The following is a 17,284-nucleotide window of genomic DNA, read 5'->3' as shown; positions in this document are numbered from 1 at the left end:
TCCATGCGTTCTCGGCATATGGCTGCCGATGCCAATGCGTGCACTGCTTCTTAGTGCGGCGCCTCCAAAGCCGGCCGTGGTCGAATGTTGTCCTTACTAGGCCTACCCGTTTTCCACACCGGGCCGCAAGTGCGTATTGCGGCGAAATGTCCGAATTCTAGAGGTTGTTCGGGTGTCGATGCACAGCCAGAGGGCGTAGTGTTCGAGGGCGTCAATCGGCACGTCGTAGGCAGCGAGAGAGAGACGTCATGGACCGCGGGACAGTCGGCAGTGCGCATCGGGGCCGGCTTCTGGTCGAGGTGCGACAAGAGGGCTCCAGTGCCGTCGTGACCCCGGCCGGTGAGTTGGATCACCATACGGCCGATCTGCTGCGCGACCCCCTGGATGAATGCCTCAACAAGGGACATTCCCGGCTGGTGATCGACTGTTCCCGGCTCGAATTCTGCGATTCGACGGGGTTGAACGTGCTGCTCGGGGCCCGTCTGAAGGCCGAGGCGGCCGGTGGCGGAGTGCACCTCGCGGGCATGCTCCCGGTGGTTGCCAGGGTGTTCGAGATCACCGGTGCGGAGGCAGTCTTCACGGTGCACGCGTCGCTCGACGAGGCCCTCGCGCCCGACCCCTCCGGCGACTGACCGGAGCCGGGCGGCTGCGTGCAGTGGCCAACCATAGAAGTTACGCTCCAGTTGTCTCTGTGTGATCGAGGCGTTACCAGCGTCACAGGAGCCGTTCTGAACAAGTGGGTGTTTCCGTCGTTCCCTCGGGCAGGAGACCCCCCGAACACGACCCCGACCCTGCGACTTCGACGACCCTCCGACTCCGATCCGCGACCCGGACTTCTTGGCCGGGCAGTGGGCACTCGGACCCTGAAGACCCTGAATCCTGAAGCTGAATTGGTGAATCGGTGAGGTGAAGTGCTGATGAGCACCACCCGGCCTTACTCGCCGGGCGACCACGGCCCCGAGTCCGGTGAAGTACCGGTCGTCGCGGGTCCGCGGGTCCGCAGGCTGAGCCTCAGCGGCGCGAGCGGAATCGTGCCGCTCGCCCGTGACTTCACCCGCGAAGCGCTGCACGCCTGGGGCTGGCTGCCGGCGGCTACCGCGGACCGCCGGGCCGCGGCGGAGGACGTGCTGCTCGTCGTCTCCGAACTCGTCACGAACGCGTGCCTGCACGCCGAGGGGCCCGACGAGATCATCCTGTACTTCGGGGACTCCCCGGCCAACAAGGTGCTGCGCATCGAGGTGGCGGACCGCGGGGCGGGCCAGCCCGCGCCCCGCACCCCGCACCGGGTCGGCCGCCCGGGCGGGCACGGCATGTTCATCGTCCAGCGCCTCTGCCTCGACTGGGGCGTCGTCCGCACCCCGGGCGTCACGGGCAAGGTCGTGTGGGCGGAGGTCGGCGCCCCCGCGTAGCCGCCCCACGTGCGTATTTCCGAGCACGCCGGATCGACTTCGATCCGGCGTGCTCTTTGTCTTCCCTCGGCAGGGCCCCGGGCGTACCTTGAGCCACCCAGATCTGATGAACCGTCAGTAACCTTCGGTTTGAAGGGACTTCGAGGTGACGTACCGGACGTACCAGAAACGAACCGCCGCGTTCGCGCTCAGCGCGGCCCTGGCGGGCTCGGCGGTGCTGATGGCCGCCCCCACTGCCTCGGCCACCGTGCAGAACGTCAACTACCAGTGCAAGACCCCGATCGGGAACAAGGGAGCCGTCTCCCCGATCGACATGAAGAGCGCCAAGAGCGGCAGCGGCTACAAGATCACGATGTCCTTCCAGAAGGGCGTCTCCTCCAGCCCCGTCGAGCTCGGCAAGGGCGCCATGCACCCGAGCGCGGTGATCAAGGTGGGCGGCGCGGACAGCGGCCAGTTCACGGCCACCGGACCGCCGAACGACAAGGCGATCCCCGCCAACACCCCGATCAAGATCAGTGACTTGACGGGTACGTACACGCCCAAGAAGAGCGGCAAGGTGAACTTCACCGCCGGTGTCCTCACCATCAAGGCGCTCGGCACGAACACCACGTGTACGCCGTCCAACAGCCCGAAGCCGTCCCTTGAGATGGACGTGAAGGGTGCGGCGGGCGGTGGCGGGTCCGCGGACTCCGGGTCGGGCTCTTCGGCGTCGGCGCCCTCCGGCGGGGAGCTGCCGCAGACCGGGCCCGAGGATTCGGCGATCGCGCTCGGGACGCTCGGGGGGACGGTGCTCCTGGCCGGGGCGGCGGGCGTGTTGTGGTTGACGCGGCGTCATCAGGCGGCGTCCCGTTAAGGGGGCGTGAGTCGCCGAGATGACGTTGCGCTCGTCTTTGGTCGGTGGGGCCTCGCGGGGTTGCGGTCGCGGGGCTCTGCCCCGGACCCCGCTGCTCAATCGCCGCAGGGGCTTGATGGTGTGCTTGATCGCCGCTGTCTCCGTGCTGCCCGTAGGTGGCTCAGTCGCTGCCGCGCCCAGCTGGACCGTCGCGCCCTCCTCCTCCGCCGGTACCCGGCCCGCCGACGGGGACGGGCGGCCGTACATCTATGCCGAGGGGACGCCCGGGGCCGTGCTGGAGGACAAGGTGGCGGTGAGCAATCCGGGCGACAAGGCGCTGAAGGTCTCGTTGCGCGGGGCCGACGCGGACAACAAGGGCGACGGTTCGCTCGACGTCCGTAAGAAGGCGACCGACACCGGGTCCTGGATCCGGTTCGCCGAGGAGTCCGTGAGGATCCCGGCGCGCACCCGCGCCGAGGTCCCCTTCACGGTGTCCGTGCCCGCGGGCGCGACCCCCGGGGACCATCCCGGCGCGGTGGTGGCGCGGGCCGGCGGGCGCGACTCCGGGGTCAGCATCCATCTGCGGGTCAGCGGTCCCACGCTGTCCGCCCTCACGGTCGAGAACGTGCGGGTGCGCAAGGGGTCCGTCGCGTACGACGTGGTGAACCGCGGCAACACGACGCTGTCGCCGCGCCTCGCGATGAAGGCCGACGGGGTGCTCGGCGCCGCCCTCGACAGGAGCCGGGCCCTGCCGGTGCAGCTGCTGCCGGGGCGCAGGATCAGCCTCAGCGAGCCGTGGAAGGACGCCCCGGCGCTGGACGCCGTCGACGTGAAGGTGACGGTCACGGCGGGCGGCGGCGCGGCGGACTCGGCCACGGCGAGCGCCCGGTTCGTGCCGTGGCCGGCGGTCGGCGGGGTCCTCGCCGTGCTGGCGGGGGCGGGGTGCGCCGCCTACTGGTACGTACGCAGGCGGCGGCCCTCCTGGCCCGTACCGCCGCACCTGCTTCGACTGCTCCGACGACAAGGGAACGTAAGGAGTACGCCATGAACCGCCGCCGCAGCGCCCGTGCCTCGCGGCTGCTGACCGTCCTCGCCCTGGTGGGCGGCCTGCTCGCGGGCACCGCGCCCTGGGCGGCCACCGCGTCCGCCGCCGACAGGCCGTCCGTGAGCCTCTCCAAGTCCCAGGCGGGGACCGGGGGTTCGATCACCGTGAAGGGTGCGGACTGGCGGCCCGACACGCTGCTGATGATGCTGATCTGCGGGCAGTCGAGCCCGTCGCGCGGCGTCATCGGCGGCACCAACTCCTGTGCCAACTCCGAGGGGCGTGCGGTCACCACCGACGCCAAGGGGGCGTTCAGCAAGTCGCTGCCGGTCGCCGAGCCGCCGAAGCCGTGTCCTTGTGTCGTCCACGTCGCCACGGTGACCGGGCAGAAGGCGCAGGCGGACGCCGTGTTCCAGGTGGCCGGGCACCCGGTGAAGGCGCTTCCGAAGTCCTCCGGGAGCGGGCAGCTGACGATGGTGGCGGACACCCGGCTCGAAGGGTCCAGCGGGCTGCTGACGTGGTTCGGCGCGCCGCCGTCGCGGTCCTTCACGTTCACCGTCGGCAATGTCGGATCGACCCCGGTCAAGAACCCGATCTTCCAAGTGGGCACCTCCCACGGCGTGTTCGCGCCGCAATGGGAGGACCAGCAGTGGCGCGGCACGATCGAGCCGGGGCAGAAGGAGCGGATCAAGCTGCCCGTCGAACTGTCGGCGGGCGCGCACGGCGACTATCTCGTCTCGCTCAAGTACGGCGGGAAGGTGCTGGCCGAACAGCCCTGGGGCGTGGGCCGCCCCTGGGGCGTCACGCTCTTCTGGATCCTGCTGTGCGTCGTCGTGCCGGCCGCCGTCTTCCGGATCGGCATGGCGGTCGTGGACCGCGTACGGCCGCGCGACCGGCGCTCCTCGTACGGCAAGGGGCCCAAGGGTTCCAAGGGTCCCAAGGGGGCGGCCGGTGGGCGCACCGTGCGGCTGCCGAAGGTGCGGCTGCCGCAGCAGAAGCCGAAGCCACCGTCACCCGCGGACGCGCCCGCCGCGCCGACGAGCACGACACAGACCACGACCCTGCCCTGGTTCACCCCGGACACCGGCCCCACCGGTGCTCCGGAGCGGCCCGCGGCCGGTCAACTCTCCGCACCGCCCGAGAACAGTCCGACGACGAAAGGAAACACGTGAGCACCCAACGGAGAGTGAGCGCGGCCGGTGTCGCCCTGATGCTCGGAGGGGCGGGCCTGCTGTTCGTGGCGGCGCCCGCGCAGGCCGCCGACATCTCGTACAAGACGGAGTGCATACCGCCCTCGATCTCCGGGCTCGACCCGGTGCAGGGCACCACGATCACCCAGATCACGGCGCCCGCCACGGCGAAGGTCGGCGACACGGTGAACGTGACCTGGAAGTTCATCCAGGGCGCGTCGAAGAACCCGGACGTCCTCGACCTCAGTGAGAACACCGTCCAGCCCACCGGCACGCTCAAGGCGGCCGGGGCGCAGACCGGTGACATCGACATGCAGGGGCCGCGCGAGAACCCGGCGATCCCCAAGAACAGTCCGATGAAGCTGTCCACGATGACGGGCAAGCTGAAGCTGGAGAAGCCGGGGGAGGTGAAGCTGACGCCGGACAAGTACAACATCAACGTCAGCAAGCCGATGTCGACGGACACCAAGTGCTCTCCGAAGGAGGCCGTGGACCCGGGCGCGATCATCAAGGTCCTTGAGGGGGCCGGGGGTTCGGGCGGTTCTTCGGGTGGCTCTGGGGGCGTGATCGGCGGCCTGCCGGGCACGTCGAGCGGTGGCTCCTCGGGCGGCTCGTCGAGCTCCGGTGGCTCCTCCGGTTCGGGCGGCTCGTCCAGCTCCGGTGGGTCCACGAGTGGTGGCGGTGACAGCGGCGGCCAGAGCGACTTCACCGGCAAGGAGGTCAGCGTCCCCTACTCCTGCAAGACGCCCATCGGCGACAAGAGCGCCACGTCCCCGGTGCAGATCAACGCCAAGAAGGACGGCGGGAACTTCGGCCTCACGGTGAAGTTCAAGAAGTCCGTGATGGACAGCCCGGCCGACATCCCGGCCGACTCGGTGAAGCCGTCGATGCAGGTGAAGCTGGGCGGCTCCGACAAGGGCACGGTCCCCGTGGAGGGCCCGACCAACAAGAAGGCCTTCAAGTCCGGCGACCCGATCGAGATCCCGGACCTCACCGGTACGTACAAGCCGGGCGCCGATGGCAAGTCGACGCTGTCGCCGGGCGTCCTCACGGTGAAGGCGCTGGGCACGACCACCACCTGCACGCCGAACAAGGCCCCAGTCTCCCTGGAGCTCGACACGTCGAAGCAGGCGGGCGGCGCGGCGGGCGGCACGGGTTCCGCGGGCGGCGGCGCGGCGGCCGGCGGCGCGGCGGCGGCCTCTGGCGGCGGCGGCCTCGCCGAAACCGGCTCCTCCAACGACGGCGCCCTCCGCGCCCTCGGCCTGGCAGCCGGCACGGTGATCCTCCTGGGCGGCGCGGTGTTCACGTTCTTGCCGCGTGCACGGAAGGTGGTTCGCCGGTAGCCGGATGAGCGTCAGGGGCGACGTCTCGAGGAATGCAGAAGCAAACATTCCTCGAGACGTTGCCCGGCGAGAATCGTGCCTGCCTCGTAATCTTCCACCCCTCGCTGATCTCTTTGCTGTGTGCTTGTGTGGATGATCCCGGCTCAGTCCGGGGTGCACGCTGTGCTTGACCAGGCACGGCGGGAACGATCGACGCAAGGGGAATTGGCAATGCGCAAGTTGCGGAGGGCCGGTGCGGTCGCGCTGCTCACGGCGGGGCTGACGTTCGGAGTGGCCGGTACGGCCGGCGCGGCCGGCGGGGGCGGCTACGGGGAGGACAGCCCGGCCCAGTGGCAGAGCGGGGGCACCGGATACGCCCTCGGCTGCTCCATGGCGCGGTGGCTGTTCCACACGCACTGCAAGTGACACCGGACACGCGAAGGGGCCCGGCCGCACCGAACGGTGCGACCGGGCCCCTTCGTTGTCACGAGGACCGGAGACGGCGGCGTTAGTGCACGCCACCCATCAGCGGCTTGACCTTCTTGCGGAGCATGAAGACCGCGACGCCCGCGAGGACGGCGAGGGCGCCCTGGGCGGCGAACCACCACTCGCTGCCGGTCGGTGCGCCGACCAGCTGGAGCAGGGCGATGACCGAGTCGCCGGCGGTGACGGCCAGGAACCAGACGCCCATCATCTGGGAGCCGTACTTCTCCGGCGCCAGCTTCGTGGTGAGGGACAGGCCGACCGGGGAGAGCGTGAGCTCACCGATGGTCTGGATCAGGTAGACGATGACCAGCCACATCGGGGTCACCTTCGCGTCGCCGGAGGCGGCGGTCTGGGCGAGCATCATGACGAAGAAGGACAGGCCGATCAGGAAGACGCCGTTGGCGAACTTCGAGAGGGAGCTGGGCTCCTTGCCGCGGCGGTTGAGCCACAGCCACAGCCAGGCGAAGACCGGCGCGAGCGCCATGACGAACAGCGAGTTCAGCGACTGGAACCAGCTGGACGGGAACTCGAAGCCGAACAGCGTGTTCGCGGTGTCCTTGTCGGCGAACAGGTTCAGCGTGGAGCCGGACTGGTCGAAGATGCCCCAGAACACGGCGGCCACGATGAAGAACCAGATGTACGCGGAGACCCGGGACTGCTCGGTGTCCGACAGCTCGCGGTCGCGCTTCATCTTGACCAGGTACCAGACCGGCAGGACCAGGCCGAGGATGGTCAGCGGCCACAGGATCCAGTTCACGGTCAGCGCACCGGCGGCACCGGTGACGGCGTAGAACAGGACGGCGACGACGGCCCAGATCGCGCTCTTCTTCCAGAGGTCGCGCTTCTCGTCGTCGCTCATCGGCGACGGGACGACGTTGGACTCGCCCGAGAGGTAGCGGTAACCGAACAGGAAGCAGACCAGGCCGAGCGCCATGCCGACACCGGCCATCGCGAAGCCGAGGTGCCAGTTGACCGTCTGGCCGACCGTGCCGATCGTCAGCGGCGCGAAGAAGGCGCCGACGTTGATCGCGATGTAGAAGATCGAGAATCCGCCGTCACGACGCGGGTCGTTCTTCTCCGGGTACAGGTGGCCGACCATCGTCGAGATGTTGGCCTTGAGCAGACCCGAACCGGCGGCGATCAGGCCGAGGCCGAGGTAGAACGAACCGGCCCACGGAAGCGCCAGTGTGAAGTGACCGGCCATGATGATCGCGGCGCCCACCGCGGTCGTCTTGCGGGGACCCCATACGCGGTCACCGAGCCAGCCGCCCGGCAGGGCGAGCAGGTACACAAGGGCGTTGTAGACGGAGTAGATCGCGGTCGCCGTGGCGACATCGAGGCCGAGACCGCCGTCGATCACGCCGGCCGACAGGTACAGCACGAGAAGCGCGCGCATCCCGTAGAAGCTGTACCGCTCCCACATCTCCGTCAGAAACAGAAAGGCCAGGCCGCGAGGGTGGCCAAGGAAGGTCTTCTCACCGGCGCCGGGCGCGGTGGCTTCCTTCGTCAGGCTGGACGCCATGGGGGTTCCTTGCTCGCTCGGGACGCCGCACCTTCGTGGGGAGTCGGCGCCCGCGTGGGGGAGGCCGGCACCGAAGCCCACCGGTGCGGTGGGCTCGAGATCCACACCCGGCGCGCTTCCTTACACGCGGGGCCCGGCCACAGGTCATTCCTAAAAATGCTGACGGAGTCAGCTCACACAAGAAAGGGACCTTGGGTGCGCGGTGCGCTCCAAAGGTCCCCCAGTAGTGCATCAGGCGTTGAATCACCTTACGAACGACTCAGTGGCATATGGAAGGACTTGAGAGATGGATCACAGGCCTTCACGGAACCGCCCGCACTGTTTCAAAGGTGTTCCCCACGATGACACCCCGACACCCCAGGGAACGAACCCGGAGGCAAAAATTCCGTTAGCCACCGGACGGCGCAGTGGTCGATCACCCCACGGGCGTCGTCCGCCGCGGACTACCATCACCTCATGACCCGTGTACTGCTCGCCGAGGACGACGCGTCCATCTCGGAGCCGCTGGCCCGTGCCCTGCGCCGGGAGGGTTACGAGGTGGAAGTGCGCGAGGACGGCCCCACCGCCCTCGACGCCGGACTGCAGGGAAGCATCGACCTCGTCGTGCTCGACCTCGGACTGCCGGGGATGGACGGCCTCGAAGTGGCCCGCCGCATGCGCGCCGAGGGGCACACGGTGCCGGTCCTGATCCTCACCGCCCGCGCGGACGAGGTGGACACGGTCGTCGGCCTCGACGCCGGCGCCGACGACTACGTGACGAAGCCCTTCCGCCTCGCCGAACTGCTCGCCCGGGTCCGGGCCCTGCTCCGGCGCGGCGCCACCGAGCCCGTCCAGGCCCCGGCCACGCACGGCGTCCGCATCGACGTCGAGTCGCACCGCGCGTGGATGGGCGACGAGGAACTCCAGCTCACGGCCAAGGAGTTCGACCTCCTGCGCGTCCTCGTCCGGGACGCGGGCCGCGTGGTCACCCGCGACCAGCTGATGCGCGAGGTCTGGGACACGACGTGGTGGTCCTCGACGAAGACCCTCGACATGCACATCTCCTGGCTCCGCAAAAAGCTGGGCGACGACGCGGCGAACCCGCGCTACATCGCCACGGTGCGGGGAGTCGGGTTCCGCTTCGAGAAGAGCTAGAGGTCACCCGCACGGGGCTCCGCCCCGGACCCCGCTGCTCAATCGCCGCAGGGGCTTGAAATACCAACATCTGCCGGGCTTGCCGGATCAAGCTCCGCCGGGCTTGCTCCATCAAGCCCCGCCGGCGATTGAGGCGCGGGGTCCGGGGCGGAGCCCCGTGGCCGTAACGCCGGTACCGGGCACCAATCCGGGACACTGAGACCTATGCGTCGCCGACTGATCAACTCCACCCTCGCCGTGGTCCTGGTAGTGATCGCCGTCTTCGGCGTCTCCCTGGTCATCGTGGAGACCCGAACCATCACCAACAGCGCCCAGGAACGCGTGGAGTCCGAGGCCGTCCGCCTCGCCTCCATCGTGGACAGCAGAATCCTCGGCGAGGAACAGATCACCGGCAGCATCCTCCAGGACCAGGTCGCCGGGGACCGCTACGCCGAGATCGACATGCCCGGCCGCGCCCCGCTCACCATCGGCAAGGAACCCGTCGGCGACGTCATCTCCTACACGGCCAAGGGCGAGCAGGGCGAGAAGGTCACCGTCGAGGAGGCCAGGTCGGCCGTCACCACGGAGGTCGGCCGCACGCTCCTGATCATCGCCGGCGTGGCCCTGCTCGCCATCGTCGCGGCCGTGCTGCTCGCCGTACGCCAGGCCAACCGCCTCGCGTCCCCGCTCACCGACCTCGCCTCGACGGCGGAGCGCCTCGGGTCCGGCGACCCGCGGCCCCGGCACAAGCGCTACGGCGTCCCCGAGCTGGACCGCGTGGCCGACGTCCTCGACGGTTCGGCGGAGCGCATCGCCCGCATGCTGACGGCCGAGCGGCGCCTGGCCGCCGACGCCTCCCACCAGCTGCGTACGCCGCTCACGGCGCTCTCCATGCGCCTGGAGGAGATCACGATGACCGAGGACCTCGACGAGGTGAAGGAGGAGGCGACGATCGCGCTCGCGCAGGTCGAGCGGCTCACCGACGTCGTCGAGCGGCTGCTCACCAACTCCCGCGACCCGCGCACCGGCTCCGCCGTCCCCTTCGACCTGGACGAGGTGCTCAAGCAGCAGCTGGAGGAGTGGCGGCCCGCCTATCGCAGCGCCGGCCGCGCGATCGTCTCCTCGGGCAAGCGCCACCTCACGGCCGTCGGCACCCCGGGCGCGGTGGCGCAGGTGCTCGCCGCGCTGATCGAGAACTCCCTGATGCACGGTGGCGGCACGGTCGCCCTGCGCACCCGGGTCACCGGCAGCCAGGCCATCGTCGAGGTCACGGACGAGGGCCCCGGCGTCCCTGCGGAACTGGGTTCGCGGATCTTCGAGCGGACCATCAGCGGCCGCAATTCGACGGGTATCGGCCTCGCCGTCGCCCGCGACCTGGCGGAGGCCGACGGCGGCCGCCTCGAAATGCTCCAGGGCAGCCCGCCGGTCTTCGGCCTGTTCCTCTCCCGTACGCCGATGAAGAAGACGGCGGACGGCGACGAGGAGCAAATGATCAGGTGACGCGCTCGGTCTCCGGCCGGGGGCGCACCGGCCGGGCGGGCTCCGAGTCGCCGAGGAACGACTCCGCGCTGGCCACGGCCTCTCGCGCGGGCAGGGTCCGGAACACCCACGTGCGGTACGACCAGAACCGGAACAGGGTCGCGAGGCCCATGCCGAGGAACTTGAAGATGTTGCTCTGCAGCGAGCTGTTCCAGCCGAACCCGTACGTCGCCGCGTACAGGACCCCGTTCTCGATGATCAGGCCCGCCGCGCTGAACAGCAGGAACAGCGTGAGTTCCTTGGTGCGGCCGCTCTTGTCGCGGTCGCGGTACGTGAAGTAGCGGAACCCCACGTAGTTGAAGCCGATGGCGACGATCGTCGCGATCACGCTGGCCCGCACCACCTGGAGGTCGGTGCTGTGCCGCATGAGGTTGAAGACGGCGAAGTTCACGAAGACGCCCAGTGCGCCGACGACACCGAACTTCGCGACCTCACGGGCCACGCCCGCGAGCCGCTGTCGCAGTGCCCCGATGCGGCCGGTGCGTCCGGTGATCCCCATATTCGTCGCCTCAGCCCCCGTCGTTTCGTGGTCCGGGCCGGTCGTGATCCGGGCCGGTCGTCCGGTCATGACCGACCCAGCCATGCTAACCGGGGGCCCTCCCGGACGTCGGGGGACGGCGATCCTTGTCCTTTCCTACAGGAAGAGGCGGGTACGGGATCCGGTCAATTGGCCGATACCCTGGTCCGGTGACGTTCCCCGTAGTCGGCATGGTCGGCGGTGGACAGCTCGCTCGTATGACACACGAGGCAGGCATCCCGCTCGGCATCAGGTTCAAGCTCCTCAGTGACACCCCGCAGGACTCCGCGGCGCAGGTCGTCGGCGATGTCGTGGTCGGCGACTACCGCGACCTCGACACGCTGCGCGCGTTCGCGCGCGGCTGCGACGTGATCACCTTCGATCACGAGCACGTACCGACAGAGCACCTTCGTGCCCTGGAGGCGGACGGCATCCCCGTCCGCCCGGGGCCCGACGCGCTGCTGTACGCCCAGGACAAGGGCGAGATGCGCGCGAAGCTCACGTCGCTCGACGTGCCGTGCCCGCGCCACCGCATCGTGAAGGACCCGGCCGACGTGGTCGCGTTCGCCGAGGAGGGCGAGGGATTCCCCGTCATCCTCAAGACGGTGCGCGGCGGCTACGACGGCAAGGGCGTCTGGTTCGTACGCTCCGAGGCCGACGCCGCGGACCCGTTCAAGGCGGGCGTGCCGGTCCTCGCCGAGGAGAAGGTCGACTTCGTACGGGAGCTGGCGGCCAACGTCGTCCGCTCCCCGCACGGCCAGGCCGTCGCCTACCCCGTCGTCGAGTCCCAGCAGGTCGACGGCGTCTGCGACACGGTGATCGCGCCCGCGCCCGAGCTTGACGAGGCGCTCGCAGGCGAGGCGCAGGAGCTGGCCCTTCGCGTCGCGCAGGAGCTCGGCGTCGTCGGCCACCTCGCGGTCGAGCTCTTCGAGACCCGCGACGGCCGCATCCTGGTCAACGAACTGGCGATGCGCCCGCACAACTCCGGCCACTGGACGCAGGACGGGGCGATCACGTCCCAGTTCGCGAACCACGTCCGCGCCGTCCTCGACCTGCCGCTCGGCGACCCGCGCCCGCGCGCGACGTGGACGGTCATGTGCAATGTCCTCGGCGGCGACTACCCGGACATGTACAGCGCGTACCTGCACTGCATGGCCCGCGACCCGCAGCTCAAGATCCACATGTACGGCAAGGACGTGAAGCCCGGCCGCAAGGTCGGCCACGTGAACACCTACGGCGACGATCTGGACGAGGTGCTCGACCGCGCCCGTCACGCAGCCGGCTACCTGAGGGGCACGATCACCGAATGAGCAGCGCCGCAGTGGGACCCGTCGTCGGGATCGTCATGGGCTCGGACTCCGACTGGCCCGTCATGGAGGCCGCGGCCAAGGCCCTCGACGAGTTCGAGATCCCCTACGAGGTCGACGTCGTCTCCGCGCACCGGATGCCGCACGAGATGATCGCGTACGGGGAGCAGGCCGCCGGGCGCGGACTCAAGGCGATCATCGCGGGCGCGGGCGGCGCGGCCCACCTGCCCGGCATGCTGGCGTCGGTGACGCCGCTGCCGGTGATCGGTGTCCCGGTCCCGCTCAAGTACCTCGACGGCATGGACTCCTTGCTCTCCATCGTGCAGATGCCGGCGGGCGTCCCGGTCGCGACGGTGTCCGTCGGCGGCGCGCGCAACGCGGGCCTGCTCGCGGCGCGCATGCTGGCCGCGCACGACGAGGAACTCCTCGGCCGCATGAAGGACTTCCAGCAGGAGCTGAACGACCAGGCGACCGAGAAGGGCAAGCGGCTGCGGGCCAAGGTCGAGGGTTCGGGCACCGGCTTCGGCTTCGGGAAGTGAGCGGCATGACGGACGCGCTGGAGCGGGCCCGGGCGATCCTCGCCGAGTTCCCGGTCGTCGACGGGCACAACGACCTGCCGTGGGCGCTGCGCGAGCAGGTCACGTACGACATCGACGCGCGCGACATCGCCACCGACCAGAGCGCCCACCTGCACACGGACCTGGCGCGGCTGAGGGCCGGCGGCGTCGGCGCACAGTTCTGGTCGGTGTACGTCCGCACGGACCTGACCGGTGACGCGGCGGTGTCCGCCACGCTCGAACAGATCGACTGCGTCGACCAGTTGACCGCCCGGTACGCGGGTGAGCTGCGGGAGGCGCGCACGGCCGCGGACATGGAGGCCGCGCGCCGCGAGGGCCGTATCGCGTCGCTCAAGGGCGCCGAGGGCGGCCACTCGATCAACAACTCCCTCGCCACGCTGCGGGCGTTGTACGCGCTGGGCGTGCGCTACATGACGCTCACGCACAACGACAACATCGCGTGGGCGGACTCGGCGACGGACGAGCCCGGCGTCGGCGGCCTCTCCGCCTTCGGCCGCGAGGTCGTCCGCGAGATGAACCGCGAGGGCATGCTGGTCGACCTCTCGCACGTCGCGGCGACGACGATGCGGGCGGCGCTCGACGTGTCCGAGGCGCCCGTGATCTTCTCCCACTCCTCGTCCCGCGCGGTGTGCGACCACCCGCGCAACATCCCGGACGACGTGCTTGAGCGGCTGCCGGGGAACGGTGGGGTTGCGATGGCCACGTTCGTCCCGAAGTTCGTGTTGCAGGCGGCGGTCGACTGGACGGCCGCGGCGGACGAGAACCTGCGCTCCCACGGCTACCACCACCTGGACACGTCCCCGGAGGCGATGAAGCTGCACCGCGCCTTCGAGGAGGCGCGGCCGCGCCCGGTCGCCACGGTCTCGACCGTCGCCGACCACCTCGACCACATGCGCGAGGTCGCGGGCATCGACCACATCGGGATCGGCGGCGACTACGACGGCACGGCGTTCACGCCGGACGGCCTGAACGACGTCTCCGGCTATCCGAACCTGATCGCCGAGCTCCTCGACCGGGGCTGGTCCCGGGACGACCTCTCCAAGCTGACGTGGCGCAACGCGGTGCGCGTCCTCGGCGACGCGGAATCGGTGGCGGCCGACCTCCGGACCCGCCGGGGCCCGTCGAACGCGACGCTGTCCCAGCTGGACGGGTAACGGGGGCGCTCTGCCGGACCGGGTGGGTGGTTGCGGTCGACCGGGGGCGACCTGTGGGTGGGCTCGGGTGGCCCGGGGTTTCGGATAGCCGGGACTTCCGGTAGCCCGGGGCTGCCGGTAGCCCACCGAGCGGCGCGCTTCCCTGCCCGGTTACCGCCTCCTCGCGCAGGACTCTCCTCTTCCCTTCCGCTTGCCTCTCGCTCACGGCCTCCGCCTATCTCCCACCCACCCGCCCCCTCCAGGGGCTTCGGCCCACCGGGTCCCGGCACTTCACCGGCGACGACCGGCGCGGCTAGGGGCGCTTGCCCACCCGGGTCGGCTGAGCCTGGTCGCTTCGGGGCGTCCGCCGACCACGGCTTCCCGGCCGCCGGGGGCGACTGCACCGTCTTGGGCAATCTTCGGCCGGACCGACTGCCCACCCGAGGCGGCCGAGCCTGCCCGCTTCGGGGCGTCCGCCGGCCACGGTTTCCGTGCGGTCGCGGTCGGCTGTCACCGCCTTGGGCAATCTGCCGCCTTGGGCGGCAGGGTGGGCAAGGCGGCCCCCGGTGCCGCGTATGGGCACGGTTGGCGTCGCCCCCGTCTTCTTGCCCCGGCGCCGGTGTCGCGCAGCCGTCGCGGCTGGTGTTGGTGTCGGTGCAGCCGCTGGGTCCCGGTGGGCTGTAGCCCCCGGAGGGGGCGGGGGATCGGGATGGTTGGAGTGGCGGGCTGGTGCCGCGTATCGAGGCGTGGGGGCGTCGGCCCCGGCAGGGCCGCCCTCGGTGCCGCGTGCCGGGTGCGGTTGGCGCCGAGCCCACTTTCGCCGGCCTCGGTGCCGTACATCGGACGTTGGCGTCGACCCCGTGCCGGGGCGCCCAGTGCTGCGCAGCCGTTACGCCGACGTCGGTGGCGGCGCAGCCCCTGGGTCCCGGTGGGGCCGTAGCCCCCGGAGGGGGCGGGCGGGTGGGAGATGGGCGAGGGATCGGCGTGGTTGGAGCGGAGGGCAGGCACTGCGCGTCGCGAGGTGTGGGGCGTCGGCCCCGATCCAGCCCCCCCCGGCGCCGCGCAACGGCCGCGGGCGGCGCCAACCCCGACCCAGCTCAACCCCAGCCGCCGCCCAACAACCACCCCGCCCACCCGAACGGCACCGCTCGCCGAGACCCCGCCCCCACCCCGTGCAACGGTGGTTCGAACGACTGTCCCACCGACGTCCGGAGCCCTGCCATGGCAGACCTACAGGACGAGCTCAGCGCTCCCGCCGAGGCCGGTGACCTGGAAACCACCAGGTCCACCGCCGAGGAGGGCGCCCCCTCCGACCCCTCCGACCTCGCGAGACCCGCGCCCGCAGGCCACGTCCCGGCCGCCGCGGGCACCGCGCCCTCCGAAACCGCACCCCACACCGCGCCCTCCGCAACCGCACCCCCCACCGAGCCTTCCGCAACCCCACCCCACGCCCTCCTCGCCCGCCACCCCGTGGCCGACGGGTACTGCGGGCTCCCGCAGGTGCTGCGCACCCTCCCCTGGTACGACCTGGAGCTGGGCGAGAGCGCCGTGGAGGCCGATCTGCCGAGGCTGCGCGCGGGCGGCACCGGCGCACAGCTGTGGGCACCGCACGTGGACCCGGACGCCCCGGTCACCTCGACGCTGGAACAGATCGACCTGATCATCGGCATCGTGGCCGCCCACCCGGAGGACCTCCGCCTCGCCCGCTCCGCCTCGGACACCGCCGACGCCCGCGCCCACGGCCGGATCGCCGTCCTCGTCGGCCCCGCCCCGGCCTCCGCGGCGGCGGACTCGCTCGGCACGCTGCGCTCCCTGCACGCCCTCGGCCTGCGCGCCCTCACGCTGAGCGGCACCTCATGGGCGTCGGACGACGGCCTGACCCGGTTCGGCGAGGAGGTCGTACGGGAGATGAACCGGCTCGGCCTCCTCATCGACCTCACCGGCGCCTCCGCCGCGACCGCCGCCCGCGTCCTCGCCGTCTCCAAGGCCCCGGTCGTCCTGACCCGCTCCGGCGCCCGCGCCCTGAACCACCACCCGGACAACGCCCCGGACGAACTCCTCGGCGCCCTGGGCGAGAGCCGGGGACTGTGCCTCGTGCCGTGCTCGGCCGACCGCACCGGCCCGGCCCTGCGCGACGTGGCCGACCACATCGACCACGTCCACCGCCTCGCGGGCCCCGAGTCGGTGGGCCTCTCCGGGACGTACGACACCGGGGACGCGCACCCGGAGGGCCTCGCCGACGTCGCCGGCTACCCGGCCCTGATCGCGGAACTCCAGGCCCGCAGCTGGACCGACGCCGACCTCGCCCTCCTCACCTGGGGCAACGTCCAACGGGTGCTGCGCAGCACGGAGTTCGCCGCCCGCGCCGCACGGCACCGCCGCGGCCCGTCGACGGCGACCCCGGAGCCGTAGCCCCCCGGCCCGGCCGCTAACCCGCGTCCGGCCGGATCAGGCAGAACGGATGCCCCGCCGGATCCGCGTACACCCGGAAGTCACGGGCGCCGCCCTCGTCGTCCAGGTCGAGCGGCACCGCGCCGAGGGCGAGGACCTGCTCCTGCGCGGCCTCGATGTCCGCCACGTCGAGGTCGAGGTGCAACTGCTGCGAGTCGTGGTCGGCGGCGGGCCACTGCGGGGGCTTGTGGTCCGGGACCCGCTGGAAGGACAGCCGCTGCCCGCCCGGCGGGTACAGGTTGTACCAGTACCCCTTGCCCTCGTAGTTCTCGATCTCGCCGCCGAGCACGGCCGCGTAGAACTCGGCGAGCGCGAGCGGGTCGGGGCAGTCGTAGGCGATGGTGCCGATTTTCGCGAAGGCCATGAAGGCTCCCTCGGTCGGAAGGACAGCAGGCGCGGAAGGATCAGCAGGCGCAGAGGCAGAACGGGTGCCCTGCCGGGTCCGCGTAAACCCGCCAGCTGCGCGAACGGTCCTCCGCCTCGAGCACCGTGGCCCCCAGCGCGAGTACCTCCTTCTCCGCCGCGTCCAGGTCCTCCACGGTCAGATCGAGGTGGAACTGCTGCGAGTCGTGGTCGGCGGCGGGCCAGGAGGGCGCCGCGTACCCGGGCGCCTTCTGGAACGCGAGCGCGTGGCCGCCCGGCGCCTTCACGTCGACCCAGTCCTCCTCTTCCCCCGTGACGCTGCCGCCGAGCACGGCCGCGTAGAACTCCGCCAGCTCGCGCGGCCGCGGACAGTCCAGGACGACGACTCCGAGTTGTGCGATGGGCATGATGCCTCCTCGTGTTACCCCTATACGGGGCCAACCGGTAACTTCGGCGTTACTGCATACTCCCGCACTGGGG

The 17,284-nt window shown here is 70.8% G+C and carries 17 protein-coding genes; 13 read left to right on the top strand and 4 right to left on the bottom strand.

The genetic code is table 11. The annotated features are described in order from the left end of the window. Nucleotides 1-248 precede the first annotated feature (248 nt). The 7 genes from ACZ7L4_RS36445 to ACZ7L4_RS36415 all read left to right on the top strand — a co-directional run bounded on the left by ACZ7L4_RS36445 (nucleotide 249) and on the right by ACZ7L4_RS36415 (nucleotide 6,221). Complete coding sequence (locus ACZ7L4_RS36445) at nucleotides 249-632, top strand: STAS domain-containing protein (RefSeq protein WP_472109329.1); 384 nt, start codon at nucleotides 249-251, stop codon at nucleotides 630-632. Nucleotides 633-917: 285 nt separating this feature from the next. Beyond that, on the top strand, nucleotides 918-1,409 hold the full coding sequence (locus ACZ7L4_RS36440) for an ATP-binding protein (RefSeq protein WP_472109327.1): 492 nt from the start codon (nucleotides 918-920) through the stop codon (nucleotides 1,407-1,409). 145 nt (nucleotides 1,410-1,554) lie between these two features. Then, nucleotides 1,555-2,262, top strand: a complete 708-nt coding sequence (locus ACZ7L4_RS36435; RefSeq protein WP_472109325.1) for an LPXTG cell wall anchor domain-containing protein — start codon at nucleotides 1,555-1,557, stop codon at nucleotides 2,260-2,262. Nucleotides 2,263-2,377: 115 nt separating this feature from the next. After that, nucleotides 2,378-3,289 carry a COG1470 family protein gene (locus ACZ7L4_RS36430; RefSeq protein WP_472109323.1) on the top strand — a complete coding sequence of 304 codons (912 nt, stop codon included), beginning with the start codon at nucleotides 2,378-2,380 and terminating at the stop codon, nucleotides 3,287-3,289. Then, the gene (locus ACZ7L4_RS36425; RefSeq protein ID WP_472109321.1) at nucleotides 3,286-4,455 is read left to right on the top strand and encodes a hypothetical protein; all 1,170 of its coding nucleotides are present in this window, start codon (nucleotides 3,286-3,288) and stop codon (nucleotides 4,453-4,455) included. The genes ACZ7L4_RS36430 and ACZ7L4_RS36425 overlap by 4 nt, the downstream gene beginning before the upstream one ends. A gap of 14 nt (nucleotides 4,456-4,469) precedes the next feature. Further along, on the top strand, nucleotides 4,470-5,816 hold the full coding sequence (locus ACZ7L4_RS36420; protein ID WP_472109530.1) for a hypothetical protein: 1,347 nt from the start codon (nucleotides 4,470-4,472) through the stop codon (nucleotides 5,814-5,816). A gap of 210 nt (nucleotides 5,817-6,026) precedes the next feature. Further along, nucleotides 6,027-6,221 (top strand): hypothetical protein, encoded by a 195-nt coding sequence (locus ACZ7L4_RS36415; protein ID WP_450810009.1) that lies wholly within the window; start codon nucleotides 6,027-6,029, stop codon nucleotides 6,219-6,221. An 82-nt stretch (nucleotides 6,222-6,303) separates the two neighbouring features. Here the strand turns inward: ACZ7L4_RS36415 and ACZ7L4_RS36410 are convergent, their stop codons facing one another. After that, a complete protein-coding gene (locus ACZ7L4_RS36410) occupies nucleotides 6,304-7,803 on the bottom strand; it encodes a peptide MFS transporter (RefSeq protein ID WP_472109319.1) in 1,500 nt (499 codons plus the stop codon). A gap of 456 nt (nucleotides 7,804-8,259) precedes the next feature. Between ACZ7L4_RS36410 and ACZ7L4_RS36405 the strand changes: the two genes are divergently transcribed. Both ACZ7L4_RS36405 and ACZ7L4_RS36400 read left to right on the top strand, forming a co-directional pair. Then, nucleotides 8,260-8,937 (top strand): response regulator transcription factor, encoded by a 678-nt coding sequence (locus ACZ7L4_RS36405; RefSeq protein WP_399237506.1) that lies wholly within the window; start codon nucleotides 8,260-8,262, stop codon nucleotides 8,935-8,937. A 204-nt stretch (nucleotides 8,938-9,141) separates the two neighbouring features. Continuing rightward, nucleotides 9,142-10,416, top strand: coding sequence for an ATP-binding protein (locus ACZ7L4_RS36400; RefSeq protein WP_472109317.1), 1,275 nt, complete (start codon nucleotides 9,142-9,144; stop codon nucleotides 10,414-10,416). Here ACZ7L4_RS36400 and ACZ7L4_RS36395 read toward each other — a convergent pair. Continuing rightward, a complete protein-coding gene (locus ACZ7L4_RS36395) occupies nucleotides 10,409-10,954 on the bottom strand; it encodes a GtrA family protein (RefSeq protein ID WP_472109315.1) in 546 nt (181 codons plus the stop codon). The two genes, ACZ7L4_RS36400 and ACZ7L4_RS36395, sit on opposite strands and share 8 nt — an antisense overlap. A gap of 125 nt (nucleotides 10,955-11,079) precedes the next feature. On the opposite strand from ACZ7L4_RS36395, the gene ACZ7L4_RS36390 reads away from it, so the two are divergent. From ACZ7L4_RS36390 to ACZ7L4_RS36375, 4 genes are all read left to right on the top strand, one after another. Further along, a complete protein-coding gene (locus tag ACZ7L4_RS36390; protein WP_472109313.1) occupies nucleotides 11,080-12,282 on the top strand; it encodes a 5-(carboxyamino)imidazole ribonucleotide synthase in 1,203 nt (400 codons plus the stop codon). After that, nucleotides 12,279-12,818, top strand: coding sequence for a 5-(carboxyamino)imidazole ribonucleotide mutase (purE, locus tag ACZ7L4_RS36385; RefSeq protein ID WP_472109311.1), 540 nt, complete (start codon nucleotides 12,279-12,281; stop codon nucleotides 12,816-12,818). Before ACZ7L4_RS36390 ends, purE begins: the two co-directional genes overlap by 4 nt. A 5-nt stretch (nucleotides 12,819-12,823) precedes the next feature. Beyond that, nucleotides 12,824-14,011, top strand: coding sequence for a dipeptidase (locus ACZ7L4_RS36380; protein WP_472109309.1), 1,188 nt, complete (start codon nucleotides 12,824-12,826; stop codon nucleotides 14,009-14,011). A gap of 1,200 nt (nucleotides 14,012-15,211) precedes the next feature. Further along, nucleotides 15,212-16,402, top strand: coding sequence for a dipeptidase (locus ACZ7L4_RS36375; protein WP_472109308.1), 1,191 nt, complete (start codon nucleotides 15,212-15,214; stop codon nucleotides 16,400-16,402). A gap of 16 nt (nucleotides 16,403-16,418) precedes the next feature. Here ACZ7L4_RS36375 and ACZ7L4_RS36370 read toward each other — a convergent pair whose 3' ends face one another. Further along, nucleotides 16,419-16,805 carry a VOC family protein gene (locus ACZ7L4_RS36370; RefSeq protein WP_472109306.1) on the bottom strand — a complete coding sequence of 129 codons (387 nt, stop codon included), beginning with the start codon at nucleotides 16,803-16,805 and terminating at the stop codon, nucleotides 16,419-16,421. Nucleotides 16,806-16,845: 40 nt separating this feature from the next. Next, the gene (locus ACZ7L4_RS36365; RefSeq protein ID WP_472109305.1) at nucleotides 16,846-17,211 is read right to left on the bottom strand and encodes a VOC family protein; all 366 of its coding nucleotides are present in this window, start codon (nucleotides 17,209-17,211) and stop codon (nucleotides 16,846-16,848) included. Between the last annotated feature and the right edge of the window lie 73 nt (nucleotides 17,212-17,284).

Source organism: Streptomyces sp. NPDC107575 (assembly GCF_055657265.1).
Note: the sequence above shows the minus strand (reverse complement) of the source record. Positions and strands in the feature narration are given on the sequence as shown.